General features: G+C 37.8%; 17 protein-coding genes and 1 tRNA gene. 12 read left to right on the top strand and 6 right to left on the bottom strand.

Going from position 1 to position 17,373, the window contains the following annotated elements:
* Nucleotides 1-373 precede the first annotated feature (373 nt).
* The 5 genes from LQ201_RS16670 to LQ201_RS16650 form a co-directional block, all read right to left on the bottom strand.
* Entirely contained in the window at nucleotides 374-2,449 is a 2,076-nt protein-coding gene (locus tag LQ201_RS16670) for an FUSC family membrane protein (RefSeq protein WP_230144566.1), read from the bottom strand.
* A 232-nt stretch (nucleotides 2,450-2,681) separates the two neighbouring features.
* On the bottom strand, nucleotides 2,682-3,503 hold the full coding sequence (locus LQ201_RS16665; RefSeq protein WP_230144565.1) for a class I SAM-dependent methyltransferase: 822 nt from the start codon (nucleotides 3,501-3,503) through the stop codon (nucleotides 2,682-2,684).
* A 45-nt stretch (nucleotides 3,504-3,548) separates the two neighbouring features.
* A tRNA-Lys gene (locus LQ201_RS16660) sits at nucleotides 3,549-3,621 on the bottom strand.
* Between the two features lie 677 nt (nucleotides 3,622-4,298).
* Nucleotides 4,299-5,165, bottom strand: a complete 867-nt coding sequence (locus LQ201_RS16655) for a DUF4435 domain-containing protein (protein ID WP_230144564.1) — start codon at nucleotides 5,163-5,165, stop codon at nucleotides 4,299-4,301.
* 3 nt (nucleotides 5,166-5,168) lie between these two features.
* Nucleotides 5,169-6,542, bottom strand: a complete 1,374-nt coding sequence (locus tag LQ201_RS16650; RefSeq protein ID WP_230144563.1) for an AAA family ATPase — start codon at nucleotides 6,540-6,542, stop codon at nucleotides 5,169-5,171.
* A 480-nt stretch (nucleotides 6,543-7,022) separates the two neighbouring features.
* On the opposite strand from LQ201_RS16650, the gene LQ201_RS16645 reads away from it, so the two are divergent.
* The 10 genes from LQ201_RS16645 (at nucleotide 7,023) to LQ201_RS16600 (ending at nucleotide 14,491) form a co-directional block, all read left to right on the top strand.
* A complete protein-coding gene (locus LQ201_RS16645) occupies nucleotides 7,023-7,289 on the top strand; it encodes a hypothetical protein (protein ID WP_230144562.1) in 267 nt (88 codons plus the stop codon).
* Nucleotides 7,290-7,294: 5 nt separating this feature from the next.
* Nucleotides 7,295-8,035, top strand: a complete 741-nt coding sequence (locus LQ201_RS16640; protein ID WP_230144561.1) for a DUF6261 family protein — start codon at nucleotides 7,295-7,297, stop codon at nucleotides 8,033-8,035.
* 76 nt (nucleotides 8,036-8,111) lie between these two features.
* Nucleotides 8,112-8,561: a DUF3805 domain-containing protein gene (locus LQ201_RS16635; RefSeq protein WP_230144560.1), complete on the top strand. Its 450-nt coding sequence runs from the start codon at nucleotides 8,112-8,114 to the stop codon at nucleotides 8,559-8,561.
* A 64-nt stretch (nucleotides 8,562-8,625) separates the two neighbouring features.
* A complete protein-coding gene (locus tag LQ201_RS16630; RefSeq protein WP_230144559.1) occupies nucleotides 8,626-9,393 on the top strand; it encodes a Zn-ribbon-containing protein in 768 nt (255 codons plus the stop codon).
* Between the two features lie 259 nt (nucleotides 9,394-9,652).
* Entirely contained in the window at nucleotides 9,653-10,291 is a 639-nt protein-coding gene (locus LQ201_RS16625; RefSeq protein WP_230144558.1) for a hypothetical protein, read from the top strand.
* Nucleotides 10,292-10,514: 223 nt separating this feature from the next.
* Entirely contained in the window at nucleotides 10,515-10,946 is a 432-nt protein-coding gene (locus LQ201_RS16620; protein ID WP_230144557.1) for a hypothetical protein, read from the top strand.
* Between the two features lie 116 nt (nucleotides 10,947-11,062).
* A complete protein-coding gene (locus tag LQ201_RS16615) occupies nucleotides 11,063-11,536 on the top strand; it encodes an SMI1/KNR4 family protein (RefSeq protein ID WP_230144556.1) in 474 nt (157 codons plus the stop codon).
* Nucleotides 11,537-11,640: 104 nt separating this feature from the next.
* Nucleotides 11,641-12,384 carry a hypothetical protein gene (locus tag LQ201_RS16610; RefSeq protein ID WP_230144555.1) on the top strand — a complete coding sequence of 248 codons (744 nt, stop codon included), beginning with the start codon at nucleotides 11,641-11,643 and terminating at the stop codon, nucleotides 12,382-12,384.
* A gap of 448 nt (nucleotides 12,385-12,832) precedes the next feature.
* Complete coding sequence (locus LQ201_RS16605; RefSeq protein ID WP_230144554.1) at nucleotides 12,833-13,909, top strand: FISUMP domain-containing protein; 1,077 nt, start codon at nucleotides 12,833-12,835, stop codon at nucleotides 13,907-13,909.
* Nucleotides 13,910-14,299: 390 nt separating this feature from the next.
* Entirely contained in the window at nucleotides 14,300-14,491 is a 192-nt protein-coding gene (locus LQ201_RS16600) for a hypothetical protein (RefSeq protein WP_230144553.1), read from the top strand.
* Between the two features lie 412 nt (nucleotides 14,492-14,903).
* Here LQ201_RS16600 and LQ201_RS16595 read toward each other — a convergent pair whose 3' ends face one another.
* Nucleotides 14,904-15,482, bottom strand: coding sequence for a dihydrofolate reductase family protein (locus LQ201_RS16595; RefSeq protein ID WP_230144552.1), 579 nt, complete (start codon nucleotides 15,480-15,482; stop codon nucleotides 14,904-14,906).
* A 410-nt stretch (nucleotides 15,483-15,892) separates the two neighbouring features.
* Between LQ201_RS16595 and LQ201_RS16590 the strand changes: the two genes are divergently transcribed.
* Together LQ201_RS16590 and LQ201_RS16585 are read left to right on the top strand one after the other, a co-directional pair.
* The gene (locus LQ201_RS16590; protein ID WP_230144551.1) at nucleotides 15,893-16,567 is read left to right on the top strand and encodes a hypothetical protein; all 675 of its coding nucleotides are present in this window, start codon (nucleotides 15,893-15,895) and stop codon (nucleotides 16,565-16,567) included.
* Between the two features lie 95 nt (nucleotides 16,568-16,662).
* Nucleotides 16,663-17,331: a hypothetical protein gene (locus tag LQ201_RS16585; RefSeq protein ID WP_230144550.1), complete on the top strand. Its 669-nt coding sequence runs from the start codon at nucleotides 16,663-16,665 to the stop codon at nucleotides 17,329-17,331.
* Nucleotides 17,332-17,373: the final 42 nt, after the last annotated feature.

The raw sequence follows: 17,373 nt of genomic DNA, 5'->3' as shown, positions 1-17,373 counted from the left end.
GAGAATTTAAAAAATTAAATCTCCTCAGATTATCGTCATTGCGAGAAGGCTTTTCAGCCGACGAAGCAATCTTACAACTATCGCTATTAACGTACGCTTTAAGATTCCCGCCTGCGCAGGAATGACGACCACTTTATGGGAGTCAGTCATTGTGGTCTATCGAAGCCCCTCTTTCTGTGAACCATATTAAGACATATAAGTTTCATATAAGCTCAACAAGTTAATCTATCTCTAGAAAATTGATGATCTTGAAGTTTCTGCGCTCATCACCTTAATCTGCGGGAACAAAAATGAGCTCAAAAGTTAACAGCTAGCACGGCCCTGACTCCGCTCTCCTTAGGAGTCCCTTGGACACACTGACAAACAAATAAATTTAGCCCCTGAAACCCGCACTAAACCTGTTAAATTCTAATGATAAAGCCGCAATATGTGCCAGTTTCTGTTTGGTAGAATGGTCATCATGATCAACATCTATTGCATCAAAATGAGCAGCCCGTTTTAATATAGCCCCATCACTTAAATTACTTATAATCTGCTTAACCAATGATGGATCAGCCTGTTCAGGTTTATGGTTAAGCGAAAGGTATATAGAAGTGATAATTGCATTGATCTGGTAAATCGTCGACTGTACCCCATACAAGCCATTAAAATCGATGTGTTTCCGCATCGGCTCCTGACTGGCCGACTCAATCGCTTCGCTTAATGCAGATAAACTCAGGTTGGCATTTTTTCTGGCCATGCGCGGAATATTCCCGCCCAGGTTTTCCTTCCTTTCTATCGCCACCTGCAAATAGTGCAAACTATCTTTTGTGGCTTTGCTTATTTTCTCTTTCAACTGGCGGCTGTCCCAAATTGGGAAAAGATAGGTGGCAAAAATGGCAATTACACAGCCCAGCACGGTAAATATAATCCTGTCGTGTACGATATGGTCGAAATGCCCTTGGTAACTACCCAATGTTAAAATTACCGCAGGGGTAATAAACAATACACTTACGGTATAATTTAAACGGTTAAAGGCATAAAAACCCAATAGAAAAACCACCGAAAAAGAAAGCAGCACCGCCGGACTCTTCACAAAATAAATGATGATCAATCCGACGGCAACCCCGCCAAGACTTCCTTTTAACCGCTGTAAGTTCCGTTTCCAGGTAATCGAAAATTTTGGTCGCGCCACAATGACAAGGGTGAGAAAAAGCCAGTAACTGTATTTACTCGGTTCCAACTGCCAAATAAGCAAGAAACCAAACAGAAAACAGATGGCCAAACGCAGCGAAAACCTAAAGATGGGTGATTTTAAGGTAAGGTGTTCCCTGATCGAAAAGCGATCGCCGGTAACAAACAAGGGATAAGAAATAGATTCGCTCAGCTCTTGTAAGTGTTTCTCGGGCGTACGCTCGTTGCCCCTAATCATTTCGATAATGCGCACAATATCGTTCATATTCGAAACCACTTTTAATACAATTTTACGCTGGGTTTCGTTTAAATGCTCTATTTCCTGCAACAACATCACGCGTTTCTGGTAATATTCGATATTGGTGGCCACTTCTCCCTTATAAGCCTTGGCCGACCGAACATGCCTGCCCAACTGTTCAAGCTCTTTCGCCAGCAATCCAATCAAGCTGGCAATCAGTTTTAAACTCGGACCCCTTCCCAGCGTTTTGCGCACCAAAGCATAATCATAATGTACGGCATTCAACTGCTCATACAAATCGATCAATAACCTCGCCCTTTCCAACAACAGTTGGCCCTTGGGGTTATTGGGGTTCATGGCGTACTTATCGGTAAGCAGCAAATTCCGGATGAGCTCATGTTTCTGGTTAACCTTAATGTGCAGTTTTATGGCTTCCTTTTGTTGCAGATCGAGCGGAACATCAATATCGTAATTTTTGGCTTTGGCATTCAAGAACATCGCGCTGCTCATCAAACATTCGAAAATGGCGTGGTGAAGCGAACGGTAAGGGCGCAGCAAAATCTGGATTAAACTGATCACGTAATACCAAATCCCGCCAACCAGGATATAACTGCTAAAATACAGCGGTCGTTCAGGATGAAGCCCCATCACAAAGGTGCACACAATCAGCGCCATGGTACCAATCAGTGAGAGTTTCTGCCCATATACGCCAAACATCGAAAAGCCGAAAGCTGCAATGACTACTACTACCGCGCTGAGGTAAACATGATCTAAAACGGATGAAACCACCAGCGTGGTGGCGAAAAAAACGATAATACTTGATAGTGCTGTTTTCAGTTTATTCAGTCGGTTATCGGGCAGATCGGTCAGGCTGATCAACAAAGCTCCAACGCCTATTCCTTTGGCCGCTTCAGGATTACCCAGGTAAAAGAATAAAATAATGGGTAATACCACGGTAATGGTGGTGCGCAGGGCATCAGAAAAGTACTCGCCTAAAAAGAAATACGAAATGGTAGAGCCGATGCTGTTTTTGCCCATGAATAGGTTACTGAATGCTAATAATTGATAAAAGCTGCAAAGATAACAGATTTATAATGCATGCATAACAAATAGCTACACAAAACCAGATACCGATCTGTTCTTTGGGCTTTAGAAGCGTAATTGCATGTTCATAACTTAATCTTCTGTGTTACTCTGTAGTGATGCTGCGCTGAACACTACGGAGAGGAAGGAAGGGGATTTGGGGAAAATAAATTGTGTTGTATTCTTATTATTTCCACGCCTGACTGAATACAGCACTTATTGGAGCGATCATAGGAGCAGCCCCGAATTTTTCAGCAAGTTCTTTTTCCACCTTACTTTTGATCTCGTCTATACAGTCAGGATTCTGTTTTTTGATCTCCTCAAAAACAGGTCCCCACTCTACCAAACCGCATGCAGCTTCTTTTGCGGTTGCACTTACGGAAAAAAGTTTTACTTTTTCAATTGATATTTTTGCAAAGCCGGCATCCTTTAGTAATGGTGTTATAAGCGCTTCATTATTCATCGAGGTTGCAAGGTTATGCGATTCGGGCAAGGGTTCGTCTAAATATTTCGTTGCAATAGATCTGGCAGAATAAGATGCCGCATTATTCTCCAGCTTATCCCAGGTTGTAAATAAAAACAAGCCACCCGGTTTTAAAACCCGATAGGCTTCTGCAAATGCTTTCGGTTTATCAGGAACAAACATATACCCGAAGCAACAAACCACCAAATCTATACTATTATCGTTAAAAGGAAGTTGCTGGGCATCAATATTTCGCCAGTCAATATCAAGGTGGCTCAATGTCTTTTTGGCTACGGCCAACATCTCCTCGCTAATATCTGAAGCGATCAGCTTTGCTGCGTGTGGAATATGCTCGCGGATATGACGGGTAACACGACCTGTCCCAGCCGCAATTTCGAGCGCAACAGAAACCGGAACGGAGTGAATTCGTTTTGCAACTTCTACAGCATAGGGTTCAAAGAATAATGGGCCGAAAAACTGCTCGTAACGAGTGGCAGTATCTTCGGGCAAATCAGCCGAAGGATCTTTTGTCAAATTATCGTTCATAAACGATTGATTTTATATTTCGTTCAAATACAATAGGTGATATTGTGACCCCTCAGGGGTTCGAACCCTGGACCCACAGATTAAGAGTCTGTTGCTCTACCAACTGAGCTAAGGAGTCTGGTAAAATAAATATAGGTTAAAAATAATAATTAGTCGCTTGGATTTAAATATAGATCCAACCTCATTGCTCCGCAATTATCAGCTCTCTCGCATCTTCTCGGTTCTCAGAAGTGAGTAACTTGTAAAAGTGTATTAATATCATATATTTGCCTGACATCTTATCATCAATATGGTGACTCTAAAATACCTCATTCTCACAATAATTGGATTCTTCTGTTTCAATAGTGTAAAAGCACAAACCTTTGGTTGTCTAAAATTCAAACAGGGAAAGTTTAAGATGATATATAACGAGAAGTTATTAATAATAAAACGTGACGCAACTCATCAATATGAATATTACGATAATTCAACCGTTCCTATTTCGTATAAAATAAAATGGATTAGCAATTGCTCTTACATATTAAAGCCAGATGCAAATAACTTCAAGAGATTTCCTAATACCCCTAAAAATGCACTTATTACAGTTAATATAATTAGCTATAGTAGGGATACTTATAAGATAAAGGCAATATCTAATTTCAGTCCGCTGGCATTAGAAAGTGAGATTACTAAAATCAACTAAGGTTGTCTCTCTGCAATTGAACCATATATTCTCACACGCGGCACGCGTGCGCCAGCGAAGGAGCTAGTAAGGATCCAAAATTATGAAATATGGAATGTACACCACCTATTTTCTTAATTAATAAATCTATCTATCTCTTGCTTCAAATGTTTAAGAGACTCTATAGAAGAATTTTTGCCAACCCGATAAGTAAAACTGTCAGAGTCAGTGTTTGTTAACACCCCGAATTTACCTGTTAACCTGAATTTCAAAATATTCATAAGACACTTACCGGGAGCGTTTACTCTTAAGCTATCACTACTGAAATAATCTTTACATATATCGAACTCATTATCAAAATCACCTGTTGGATATTTTAAGATATACTGACTTTTGACCAATGCAATATAATCTGAAATATAGTTACCTCTTAATGAATAAGGTTTAGTAATAATGTTTAAGTCTCTCGGAATGTTAATACTATAGTAACCACAAGATAGTTCATGCAGAAAAACAATAGGGAAGCAGCTTATTAAATCCAACAGCAAAACATCCAACTCAGCTAGAAAATTGTCAAATTGAAAAATCGCTTCAAAATCAGCATTTTTAAGTGTAGTTTTTTCTTCTTTTACCAATTCAAAAAGCGCCTCTTGATTTATCAAATAGTTCTCTATTGAATATTTACGCAAATAAAAAAGGTTAGGCAATTGTTGCTTGCTCCTAAAAAAGTCATCGAAGTCTTGGTCAACAATATAAACATCCTTTTTAGAATTTGCTATCGATTCAGCTGCCTTTATTACGTTAGCCTTTCCATTTAAGCCTATGATTCGATTTATTTTAATTCCATTAAAAAGATTTTTAAATAAGTGGAAATAAAAATGTTCTTTGTCTACATCCTCAACATAAAAATTAATATCATTAAACTGATCGAATAAAATTCCGAAATTAGACTTCGCTTGTAATGACCTTGTTGGCATAATCCCTTGGCTTTCTATACTCATCTACTATTTAAAATAAGGATTAAAAATCTTGCATTTGTCTTTATATACTCCAATAATCTCTGGCGAATGAGTTGCAATAATCAATTGTGTATCTGGTTTTTTAAACTTATAAATAGCTTTTAAAAAATCTTCCTGCCATTTTATATGTAAAGAAAGTTCCGGTTCATCAATCATGAACAACTTTTCTTTCCTATATTTTATGTAGGTGAATAAAATCAATAGTTGTCTCTCCCCGGAAGAAAGAGTATTAATGTTTATTCCAGATTCAACTATTTGTTTTTCACTATCTATAATATCATATTTCAACTGACCTGTCTTCTTCTCAAAATAAAGCCTTTTTGCTGAATCAACTAGAAAATCATTTATAATCGCAATAAATTCCTCTAAAGGTGCAATTTCAAGCTTAGAGTTTTCCTCAAACGTGCTAAAGGCATTTATTAGTTTATTCACCTTACTAAAATGACTTATATTAACCGCATATTCAAGGCTTTTCTCTGAAGGATTATCCTTAAGCAACCTTTTTAGAGAAGTAAAGTACTGTGAAATGTTAAATTCAGTAATATTGACTTCAGGAGAATCCTGAGCTTTCTTTTCGCGACCATTTGAATTGTGGTTCTCATTCAAAAAACTTATTATTTGTTTCTCGAGAGTTTCCAAAATTTCAATAGATGGAGGCTTTTGGCTCATTAAATCGATTAATTGCTCCTCTGTGTAGACCTCATCAAATGTAGACATGATGATTGTCTCGTTTAGGGTTCTAGTCAATTTTAAGATTTCGTTAGTGTGATTGGTAAATTCCCGAGATAAAATTCTACCGACCCGTTGTAATGGATTAAGTCTATTTGGACCGTAATGAGATTGATTAGTGTTAATATCTTCATCTACAGTAGTACCACCTTCATCCGATAAGATCAAAGTTCTATCCAAACCAATATTCATTGGTTTTGGAAAAGATTTTATTAGATTATATGTTTCCTGTTCAGTTTCATCGGGAGTTACTTTAGAATAAATATCAAATTGTTCATTTTTTACCCGCAGACTTTTTAGCCCTTTGGTATCATGATCAAGCTTAATAACTAAATTTTTAAACGAATATCCTGTTTGTATATCAAGTAGATTTATTATGACAGTCTTTTTATCTTGAACGGCGCTGTATAAATAATCCTTTCCATCTAACTCAAATGTTAATTCGATCTTTTCGTAACATTCAGTAGCTAGTTTTCCTGTATCTAATTTGATTAACCAATTTATAGCGTTTAGTGCGCTTGTTTTGCCACCACCATTTATCCCAACTAAAAGTGCTAAGTCGTCATCAAGATCAAATTTGCTGTTCAGATAACCATGTAGTTTTTTGATACTTACTTGTTTGAGTTTCATTCTAATTTAAATATACAAAATTGATCAAAAATGCCATTGATCAACAATAATTTAAGCTCAAAAATGAAAACGAAGTTATACTGATTTGAGAGCCGATCGTGCAAAGTACCAAAAAAACCTTTACTTGCAAATTCTATTAGCAAAACAATCTTTGCGAAAGAGAACATATCTTTTGGATATAAAAATCGTAACACAATCTATTCGCAGTTGAACTACAAAAAATTAGATGATAGGCTTAATAATGTTTTCTCATACGCGGCACCCTTTCCCATTCTAGCTCAACACTCAACCCCTGACTAATCCGCCAAACGCCAGTCACTAAACGCCACACGCCTAAAACCCTCTTGACATTAACTAATCATTTCGTTACTTTAGTTCTATCATATCCTTATTTTACTGAGCAGCGATTATTTCATTACGCTCGGCTTAATCATCCCACATTTTATTAACGGGTTTTATTACCCATAAATTAATTGAGTTATGGCAATAACAGGCATGATTAGGGAACCTCCGCGTTCTGCAAAGACTGCAAAGGCAGTACAAAAACAGGTTAAAAAGCATCTTTTTTGGTTAAAAGGGGCAAATTACTTTGAAACCTTCCTGCCATGGGCAGCACCCAACCAAAGTTACTTTGAAACCTTCCTGCCGTGGGCAGCGCCAAATCAAAGTTACTTTGAAACCCTCCTGCCGTGGGCAGCGCCAAATCAAAGTAAAATCTACAAAAACAGTAAAAAACATAATTATTAAAATCTATGATTAACAGTATAATATTACAACCACTCAGAAATGGAGAGTATATCCAGTTCTTAACCGATACCTTAAACATTGTATCGAAAAACAATCCTGAAGCACTTAAGGTTAGCGCACAATATGATGCCTTACGTACAGCAACCGCCGATATTGAAAAGCTGTTTAAAATTAGTCAGGGCAGTTTGGTAACCCAGGAATTAGAAGTTTTAGATAAACGAAGAGACGATGCTATAAACGGCATTACTTTGCAGGTGCAAAGTTTATCGTACAGTGCCGATGCCGTATTAAACAAACATGGCAAAACCCTTTCGGCCCATTTGGCACTGTTTGGCACCGGCATAGCCAAAGATAACTACCAGAGTGAAACCACTAGCCTGCGTAATATTGCCAACGATTGGAAAAACAAACCCGAACTGCAGGAGGCGGTAACAGCTTTAAGCCTGGGCAGTTGGCTAACCGAAATGGAAACGGCCAACGATGCGTTTAACCTGGCCTATATTAAACGGAATGAGGAACTGGCGTTGGCACCCAGCGATAAGTTAAAGGAACTGCGCAATACGGCCAACAACCTGTATTATAAACTGCGTACCCGGATTAACTCCAACCTCGACATTAGCGATGGTGCAGAACCATGGTCCGCTACGGTGAACCTGCTTAACCAGAACATCAGCACCTATACCGCCTTGCAAACCCGCCGCGGAGCAGGAACGGGCGGGGAAGCACTTACGCCAACCATTGCCTGAAAGTAAACAGCAGATGAAAAAGAGCTATAGCGATATAGCTCTTTTTTATTAATTTGTGCGTTATAAATACGCAGGAATGACTGATAATAATTATGTTTCCAGAGGTGGCTGGTTTAGCTTCAGATTAGCTGACGGCTGGACAGAATACGATGATGAGGATGATTCTACCCATGCTTTCTGGAATGAAGCGGAGGCATCTTGGACTGGTAATTTTAGGATTACAGCCTTCCAATGGCCAAATGTAACTGACTCTGATGTAGATAAAGCTGGTGAATATATTAGCAATGAGGTTTTGGAGAATACTGGCGCACAGAAAATTATTTTAGGTGAATACGACTGCGCGCATTATAAGAAAGAATTTCAACAAGAGGAAGATCAGCAGGTAGTCTATTATTGGGTTACCGGAGCACAGAATGATATATTTATCTGCACATTCGCAATTGATAAGGAACAGGAGGCATTGCCGATTAATAAAAGGGAACTAATGGCGGTTCAAAATATGATCGCCAGTATCAAAATCATTTAGAACGATTGATTGACTTTATTTATTTCCCAAGGAAGGAACTTATCAGCAACAATACAAAGACACCATGTACATTCAAAAACTATCCATTGATATAAAGACTAACACAAACAAAGACGACCTCATTGATGAGTTTGGTGTACTGATGTCTTTTTATCGTGGAAATGGGCAAACACAAGGAAGAATAGAATCTCGGTACATTAAAAACGACAAGATCGTTTGTTTACCTTTCACTCTTGAGAAAAACTCCCTTAACAGAAAATTCAATAATTTCTATGTAAATAGACAAACAAAAAAAATCGAAGATCTCTGTAATTCCAGGCTGAGCTATAAAACTATCGGCAAGTCGTATGACAGTTACAAATCTCCTTGCAAATGTAAAAAGTCTGACTTCTATATTCTGATTACAAATTATATCACAATTAAATCTCCATTAACTTGTGGCACTTGTAATAAATCAGTACCGCTTTACAGATTACCGATTTATTACGATCATGGCTATATGCCAATCTTAAGCTGGGAAACGAATTATATTTCATGCGACAGTTTACAAATGAATTGTGAAGTTGGAGAACGTTGGGCTTTAAATCAGATGCAAGAAATTAAATCTCAACTATCCAAACAAGGACTCGAAATTTGCAAAAAAATCGAAGGAATGACTTCAATCCCAACTTTTTACTATTTACATAATTACAAGAAATATAAAGGAGATCAGCTAACAAGACCTTGTCCAGGTTGTAATAAGAAATGGAATCTAAAAACACAACTAAACAATCAGTATGACTTTAAATGTGACGAGTGTAAAATAATATCAACAATATCGCCAAACGTTTAACAAAGAATAACCTACACGCATGCTTCCCAACCTACGCAAATCTCAGCACCCTAACCTAAGCAATTGCCTGAATCGGCTTTCAAATAAATCAACACATTAATCTCGCTAAAAGCTTAACGAGTTGGATACATAAATGCAAATTAATACACCCCATTGTATTCAACTTAAATAAAATTCGCTTCATTTACTCAATCAAGAATTTGATAAAAATAGCAATTATGTATATTTAAGCGTGGGGCAGCAACTTACAAAACCTAATATGGACCAAGAAACAGCAAGTTATATTATAAACTACTTCAGTAACTTAATGACTGACAATGAAAAGTTAGCACTGAAACACCATATGCATACCTATAAAACTTCTGATGATCCTAAGATGAGAAGGATTTTGACTAATAGAGGTTGGATTAGAACGGAACCCGAAATACTTAACTTTCTAAAAGACGGCTACGATGAATTTGAGTTGAGCATCGCAAAACGAATTATGACGGAAAATCCTGAAAAGGTATTTCTCAACAATTGTTCAAAGTGTAATAAACTTGCAAGGACTCCATACGCTAGGCAATGCCGACATTGTGGCGATAATTGGCATGCAATAACCGTTGCTCAGTTTAAGCTTAACAATGCTTATCAATTGAAAGGAAAACAATTTTTCTTACTTGGAACAGTCGTGAAAGGAGACATCAAAAAAGGCCAATTTATAGATCTGACAATGTTAGGACTGAACAAAAAACCAAAAATTGAGACAATTGAATTTGCACTTAAACGAAAAGACGGAAAAGTATCGGAAGACATTGCACTCGGTACAAACGAACTAACCGAAGATGATAAAGATTATATTACAAATAAGGGTCCATTTGCTACACCATTCGACATTATAAATGACCGATCAACTTAAAAACACTTGTGTTTTACACTATTGAACCTGAAGCATTTATAAAAAAAGTCCGCTCTTCAATTAAACATTTATGCAGATATATTAAAGCCAACAAATGATCATAATAATAATTGGATTTATATTTTTTTTCTTAATAACAGCCCTTATTTACCTTACATATTGGTTACCAAAGAAATTGGGCTACCCAAAGGTTGGAAAATATACCTCCATAATTTTGACACTTTTGATCTTGATAAAAACTGCTTTATATGTATTCGAAGACGAGCTGTTTTCGAAAACAGATGCAGAAAAATTATTAATGGAGCAGGGTATTCAGCTAAAAGATAATTATAAAATTGAGGAGAATAAATCTGATTGGGGAGTGGGTGACTATTACCACACCTTTACTTTGATTATTACACCTCATGATAAACAAAGAATCATAAATCAGATAAAAAATGCTTCTAATTTCTCTAAAGAGGAAGAAGTTATAACCCGTTTTGATAACCAGGAACGCGACTACAATGGCCCTAAAAGATTTACAAATTACGAAACAGAAGAACAGTATGTTAGGGAACTTTTTGAGCCACATGGAAGTGGATATGCACCAACCTGGAGGAAAATAGAAATTGAAAAGAAAAACAACAAATTAACGTTCGAAGACATAGATGAATGATACCTCCGCTGGCGCATGCGTACCACGTGTGAAGAACAAAAGAAAATAGGCTATAGAATTAAATTATATAGTTATTTACAAAATTTCATAAGAACGATGATCCTAATCAAATACTCATGCATCCAACAATAACAGACATTATAGCCAGAATTATGGCTGATAAGGAAGAACTTGGGATTATGCTTTATGCGCCAGCTTCCCCAGCGGAAATATTGGATTTTGAGAATAGCATGGGCATTAAATTACCAGATGATTTAGTTAAATTCTATCGCTTTTCAAATGGTTTCGAATCAGAGGAAGATATGTTTAGGATCATTCCATTAGACGAAATTATTGACAATATAGACCAGCCAGATACTTATGCAGTGGAACTAAATGATTTCCACTTTGCAGAATATTTAATCTATTCTGATATGTGGACAATCAATATAAATCCTGTCGACAGTAATGATTACCACATTTATAACAAGGTGGAAAATGTAATCACCTTAACAAATTCATTCCCTGAATTTTTAGAGGCATTTTTAACCGGCGGTGTTTTTGACGGGCTTTACACCTGGAGAGAAAATATAAAACGATTGACTAAATAAAATTGATTTTATTCGGTTTACTTTAGTATATCGGATCCCAAAACTTTATCTTTAGAACAACTCCAGCTATTCTACCCAAATGTTTCGATGCTAACTCCAATATTATGAAACGTTATCTAAATATTCTAGCTTTACTTTTAATTGTAGCTGCCTGTACTAATAAACACCCTACTAAATTGAGTATAGCTCAAAAAAATCCAAGTCAAAACTGTGATTGTACAAAGGATACATTGTTAGCCCAAATTATTTCTTGTGAACCAATTTCTTTAGATAATGGGGCAAAACTATACTGGAATTATAATTGCGACTCTTCATGGATAACTTTTGAAAATAGAAATCGAGAGAAAAAAACAATCTTTACATTAGGTGATGGATTAGTACAATTGACTAATCGGCTTGGACATACAAGTTTTCAAGAATTTAGAACAACATTCCTATATACAAACAGGGTCATTTCTGGTTGCTGCGATCCAGACGATTACTATTTATACAGCAAAGCTTCAGGTAAACTAATAAAAAAAATTGGAACAGCTATCTACGTTTCAGACAATAGTCAAATACCTTTTGTGGTTTCTGTTGCCAACAGAAGTCATATTCAAAAATTCGATTTTAATTCTCTAACACTCTATAATGTCGACACTCAAAAATCTTTCAGGATTAAAATCAAAAAAGGAGAAATCGAAAAGGGAATGAAAAATAACAATTACATGTTCCCAGAATACATTTTTGACAATCCTACTATTCACGGGCAAATCCTTACTATTAAATATTTTACAGAAAAGTATATTAAGGGGGTTAACCTAAAGTATAAAACGATCAAAATTGACTTAAAACAATACAACCGTTAGCAACTCCTTGCTATCTAGCCCAAGTCTTAGCACCCGGCCTAAGCAACGGCATGACTTGTTCTGCCGTTAAATTATAAATCAATTTCATTATTAAAAACTTGATGAGCCAAATACTGTGAATGCACAAATCATCCAATCCACTTCCTAGCCAATAAGAACTGCATCAGTGGGGGGGGCTTTCGAGGCACAGCCCTATCTAGCGCAAGTCTTTGCGCCCTGGCCTAAACAAGGCCTGACTTGTGCTTTAATTTAGCATTAAATTTAGATTGCTTCACACTACTTCGCTACCCCTGCCCTTCAGTTCGCAATGACGAATCTCTTCGCCTTTATAAACCCAAGCTTCGAACCTCCAACTCCACACTACCCTCATCAAAATATACCCAGTAAATGGTATTGACGCTAAATATCGCGATTGGGAAATTTGCCCATAACAAACAAACAATAAAGCATGAAAATAAACAAACTACTATTAATGGCAGTGCTTGTGCTATTGATTACTACATCCAATTTAATTGCACAGGTAAAGAAATCAGCAACCAAAACGGCTGGTCCCCTTAAAACCAAATATGGTGCATTGGCTATAGACCGATCCAATGGTTTTTATTATGGTTTTTCATTCGATCAGCCAAACCGGGCAGAAGCCGAGAAGAGAGCAGTTGACGAATGCAACAAACGAGGCGGGTCTTGTAGCATTGTACTCACCTACTCGGGTACAGGTTGTGCGGCATACCGCACCATAAACGGCAATGTGGGTACCGCATTTGGCTGGGGCATAGCCAAAACCAAAGAAGAGGCCGATGCAATAGCAACTAAAGAATGTTTAAAAAGAAGCGGCGGCATCCAACCTACCAACTTTGTTTGGAGCTGTAACACAGCACAAGCGGCGCCGTTAAAAGAAATGTACAATGCCTCGCCTGAAATTACCGGGCCGGTAAAAATTGGCAACCAGGTGTGGACAAGTACCAATTTAAACGTGAGCACCTATAGAAACGGCGATCAGATTTATTACGCAGCCAACCAAAAAGAATGGGAAAAAGTAAGCAGGGATAAGATTCCGGCTTATTGTTATCTTAATTTCGACAGTAGTAATGAAAAGAAATACGGTAAGCTGTACAACTTTTATGCGGTTACCGATCGCCGAGGCTTAGCGCCTGCTGGTTGGCATGTACCTAGCAGCAGTGAATTTTTAACCCTTATTGCGGCTTTAGGTGGTGAAAAAGTAGCCGGTAAAAAAATGCGTGGCACTACTGGCTGGGACGTAAAAGATTCGTACAAATTTGCGCATGGCAATGGCGATAACTCATCAGGTCTCAATTTACTTCACAATGGCAGTGCAGGTGGTGATGAATATGGTGGCGGCCAGTCTTTCAAGTATGGGGTGTGGTTAAGCTATTGGTGGTCGAGTACTACCAAATCAAGCGGCGACAGCTTTGCCTACTACCTTGACTTTAACAAATACAGCGAACCGCGTGTAACTGACTATAGTAAAACCACAGGCGCCGCGGTAAGGTTAGTGAAAGATTAATTTGCGGTATTATAATATTTAAAACCTTAAGGTTCGAAATCGCTTACTCAACCGGGAATGATCAAGATTTTCCGGTTGATTTTGTTTAAAGGGTCATAACAAACCAAACACCACTTATATTGGTATTTGACCATATCAGGAATTGAAGGGGATACAAACTGATATCTAATTATAGGGCTTAAATCGTTTGTTTAATAATTGGATTGCTTCACCTCACAGTTCCTCCCTTTGGTTCGCATTGACGTATCGTTTAGTTTACAAGTCCAGACTTCGGACCTCCAACCCCTGACTCCGACTAATCACAATGACCTACCAAAACCCTTCTTTTAACAATTGCCAAAACAATTGCCTTTTAAAAGGGATTATATAAGTACACCAATAACATTTGATATGAAAACGAAAATAATAATCTTGGTAGCTGCCTTTGGCTTAGCGTTGTCAGCGTGTAGTGGTAAAAAAGCCGATCAGGAAAATGCCGACAGTATGTACAAATACACCGATACGAACAAATTGATCGATAGTACAAGCACCGATTCAATAGCAGATTCGACCACCAATGCTCCAGCCGATGTTAGACGTTAAAGAAGAATAAACAAACAGCTAGCGCTCATACCTAAAAATATGGGCGTTTTTTAATGATTTACCAAATCCAATCTTTTGATGCTAGGTTTCAGGCCCCAAACCTCCTGAACCTGGATTAATACGCCAACAGATTGCTTCATACCTTTTCTTCGTTTCGGGGTACAGCTTAATGTTAAATAGCCCTGATGGAAGTGAAACGGACAGCAGGACCGAAGCCAGCCCAAGGATTACAGCTGCTGCGCTCCAAAAACCTTTCAACTCCAAACTAATCCACATCTTGTTCTCTTTCTAGAAATCAAAATTTCGGACTAATCCACAAATAGATTGCTTCACGCCACCTCCCCCCTACCCTTCGGTTGAGTTAATATAAACCTCGAGTTCGGCCCCCTGACTTTTGACTCCAAGCTCCAAACTAACCCTTCCCCAGTTCTCCAACATACCGATAAGTGTTCACCTGCACCCCTGTAGGCGTAGTTTTCGTGCTTAGAAAAGCCAGTTCGCGTGCATCGGCAGTATCAGAAAAGAAACGTTTGCCCGTGCCCAGCAATACCGGGTATACCATCAGCACCACCTCGTCAACCAATCCCTGCTCTAAAAGCACAGCAACCACCGTCGAGCTTCCATATACGATCAGATCAGGACCTTCTGTTGATTTGAGTTCGCGAATACGCGTAACGATATCTGTACCTAAATCTTCAACAGGTCCCCATTCGAGGCTGTCTGGCCTATGAGTGGCCACATATTTTTTGCCATTATTTAAACTATTTGCCATCGGATTATCGCCTGCTTTTGGCCAGTACTGGGTCCAGCTATCGTAGGTTTTGCGGCCCAGCAACAGATCGATATTAGTTCCCTGCGCCTCTAATACGGCTGCTAAGCCTTCCAAACTCCGGTAAGGTGTTGTCCATCCGCCATGCGTGAAATCCTCGCTGTTTTCGTGCTGCATCACGCCATCAAGCGAGATGTGTTCCATTATTTTGATCTTTCTCATGTTATTTTCTATTGATTTGATGATGATAAAGTTACAACGGAAGAGTAACACGCATGAGGGGCAATCGTGACAATAACAAGGCGTTTTTATGACCATTTGCATTGGACGTAAGATGGTTATTGGTTTAACTGGAAATGGGACTTGGAAACGAATGGTTCTGTGCTTTTCGGGTAGCGCAGCCCCGCCATTCGCTACAATCTTTTTGTTACTGTTATCCTGAACCTATCGAAGGGGCAACAAAAAGGATTTCCGCTATTGTCGGGTTTAGGGAGGAGGATCTGTAGCTTTTGGCAAGCTGAATAGCGATTGTTATATTCATATGGCCTTACCTGTCCCGATTGATGAACACTGGTATGGATAAGTCGACCGTAAACTGTCAATTTAAAACTGTAAACTAAAACCCCTAACTTGTGGCAACTAAATTAACAAGCATGCTCATAGATTTGATACCAGTAATTGAAATCGGATATAAAAATCAGGAGCTAGCTCCGCCAGACAAATTTCCTTATTGGGAGCATCCTGAAATTTGGAACGCCTATCACCAAGAATGCTTTCAAAAAGCGGGTTTTAAAGATAAACTGACGCCTTATTTAAAAGGTTTTCCATTGTATAAACTCTCAGAAATTACTGATAACAACTTAACCAAACTCATCATTGACCATACGCAAGAAATGAGAGATGGAAAATATGAACGACAACAGGCCGCAACATTTTTTGGCGGTTATGTTTTGAATATTGATGGGCAAGACAAATATTTTCCTCAATGTTGCGGAGGACTGAGTGATATCATGTATTGGGACAGCCTTTCAATGCTACAAAATGTTTATTACGAAGGACACCCTTCCCCACAGATCAAATTTGATGGCGACAATATCCTATTTGATTTTTCGGTTGACGAATTTGATGAACCTTTCCTACCTACACCACAAGAAATTACACTATCAATTGATCGACACGAACTCAGAAAAGCAGTTGAAAAAGTTAAAATAGCACTTCAATATTTTGAAAAACGTCTTGATAAAATAAACGATGTCGAAAAATTAAACATTGAAAACATTGGCGGACTTTTAATTTGGGGCGATTAAAACTACGGAATAAGATATTAATAGATAAACATACTCAAGTGTTAACCTAAATAATCCTGAATAAAGATATCATATACCAAGACGATCAACCACAAATGAAAACACTACTAAGCATTTCGATATTATTCCTCTTCTTTGGTTGTAAATACATCGACAAGAAGTCTGAAGTCAAATGGAAAACAATTGAAGTTGGTGACTACCTTTTTGACTTTCCTCAGAACTTTAGATTAATTAAAGAGCAAGGGATTGACTCTTATATTGGGAGAATTAAAGGAAATGATATAACCTTTGAATTTGATTTTGGGTTTTACTCAAATGACTTTGAACAAACCATTGATGAATATTTAAAAGATGGAGATTGGCGAAGTCTCATTGCATTTCAATTTATGAAAGATGGCGTAAATTATGATGACAGAAATATGCCAAATGTCGAAATTATCAATATCCGGCCCGCAACGTCGAAAGATGATTCAAAAAATAAAAAATACGATTTTGTTGCCGAATATATATACGAAAACAGCAAGTTTGAATACCCGATATCGATTCCGGATGATATCAAAAACCAAAATTTTAGCATTGATACCATCCAAAATGTATATAGAAAGATAGTATTCTCCAAAGATACGAAAAATGGAATTACTGGAATTTACCTGGCAAAAACAGATGGTACTGAAGCGCTATCAATGTTTACCAGTAACCTGACGACAGTGCAACAAAAAACAGTATTAAAAATTTTCAAAACAGGCAGGTTAAAAATTCAGTAGCAGTAGCACCCAATCAAGCCTCATAAATCTATCTTTGTTGAG

The sequence above is a fragment of the Pedobacter sp. Bi126 genome, from assembly GCF_918698245.1.
Lineage (GTDB): Bacteria > Bacteroidota > Bacteroidia > Sphingobacteriales > Sphingobacteriaceae > Pedobacter.
This window is presented reverse-complemented; position numbering and strand designations above follow the sequence as displayed.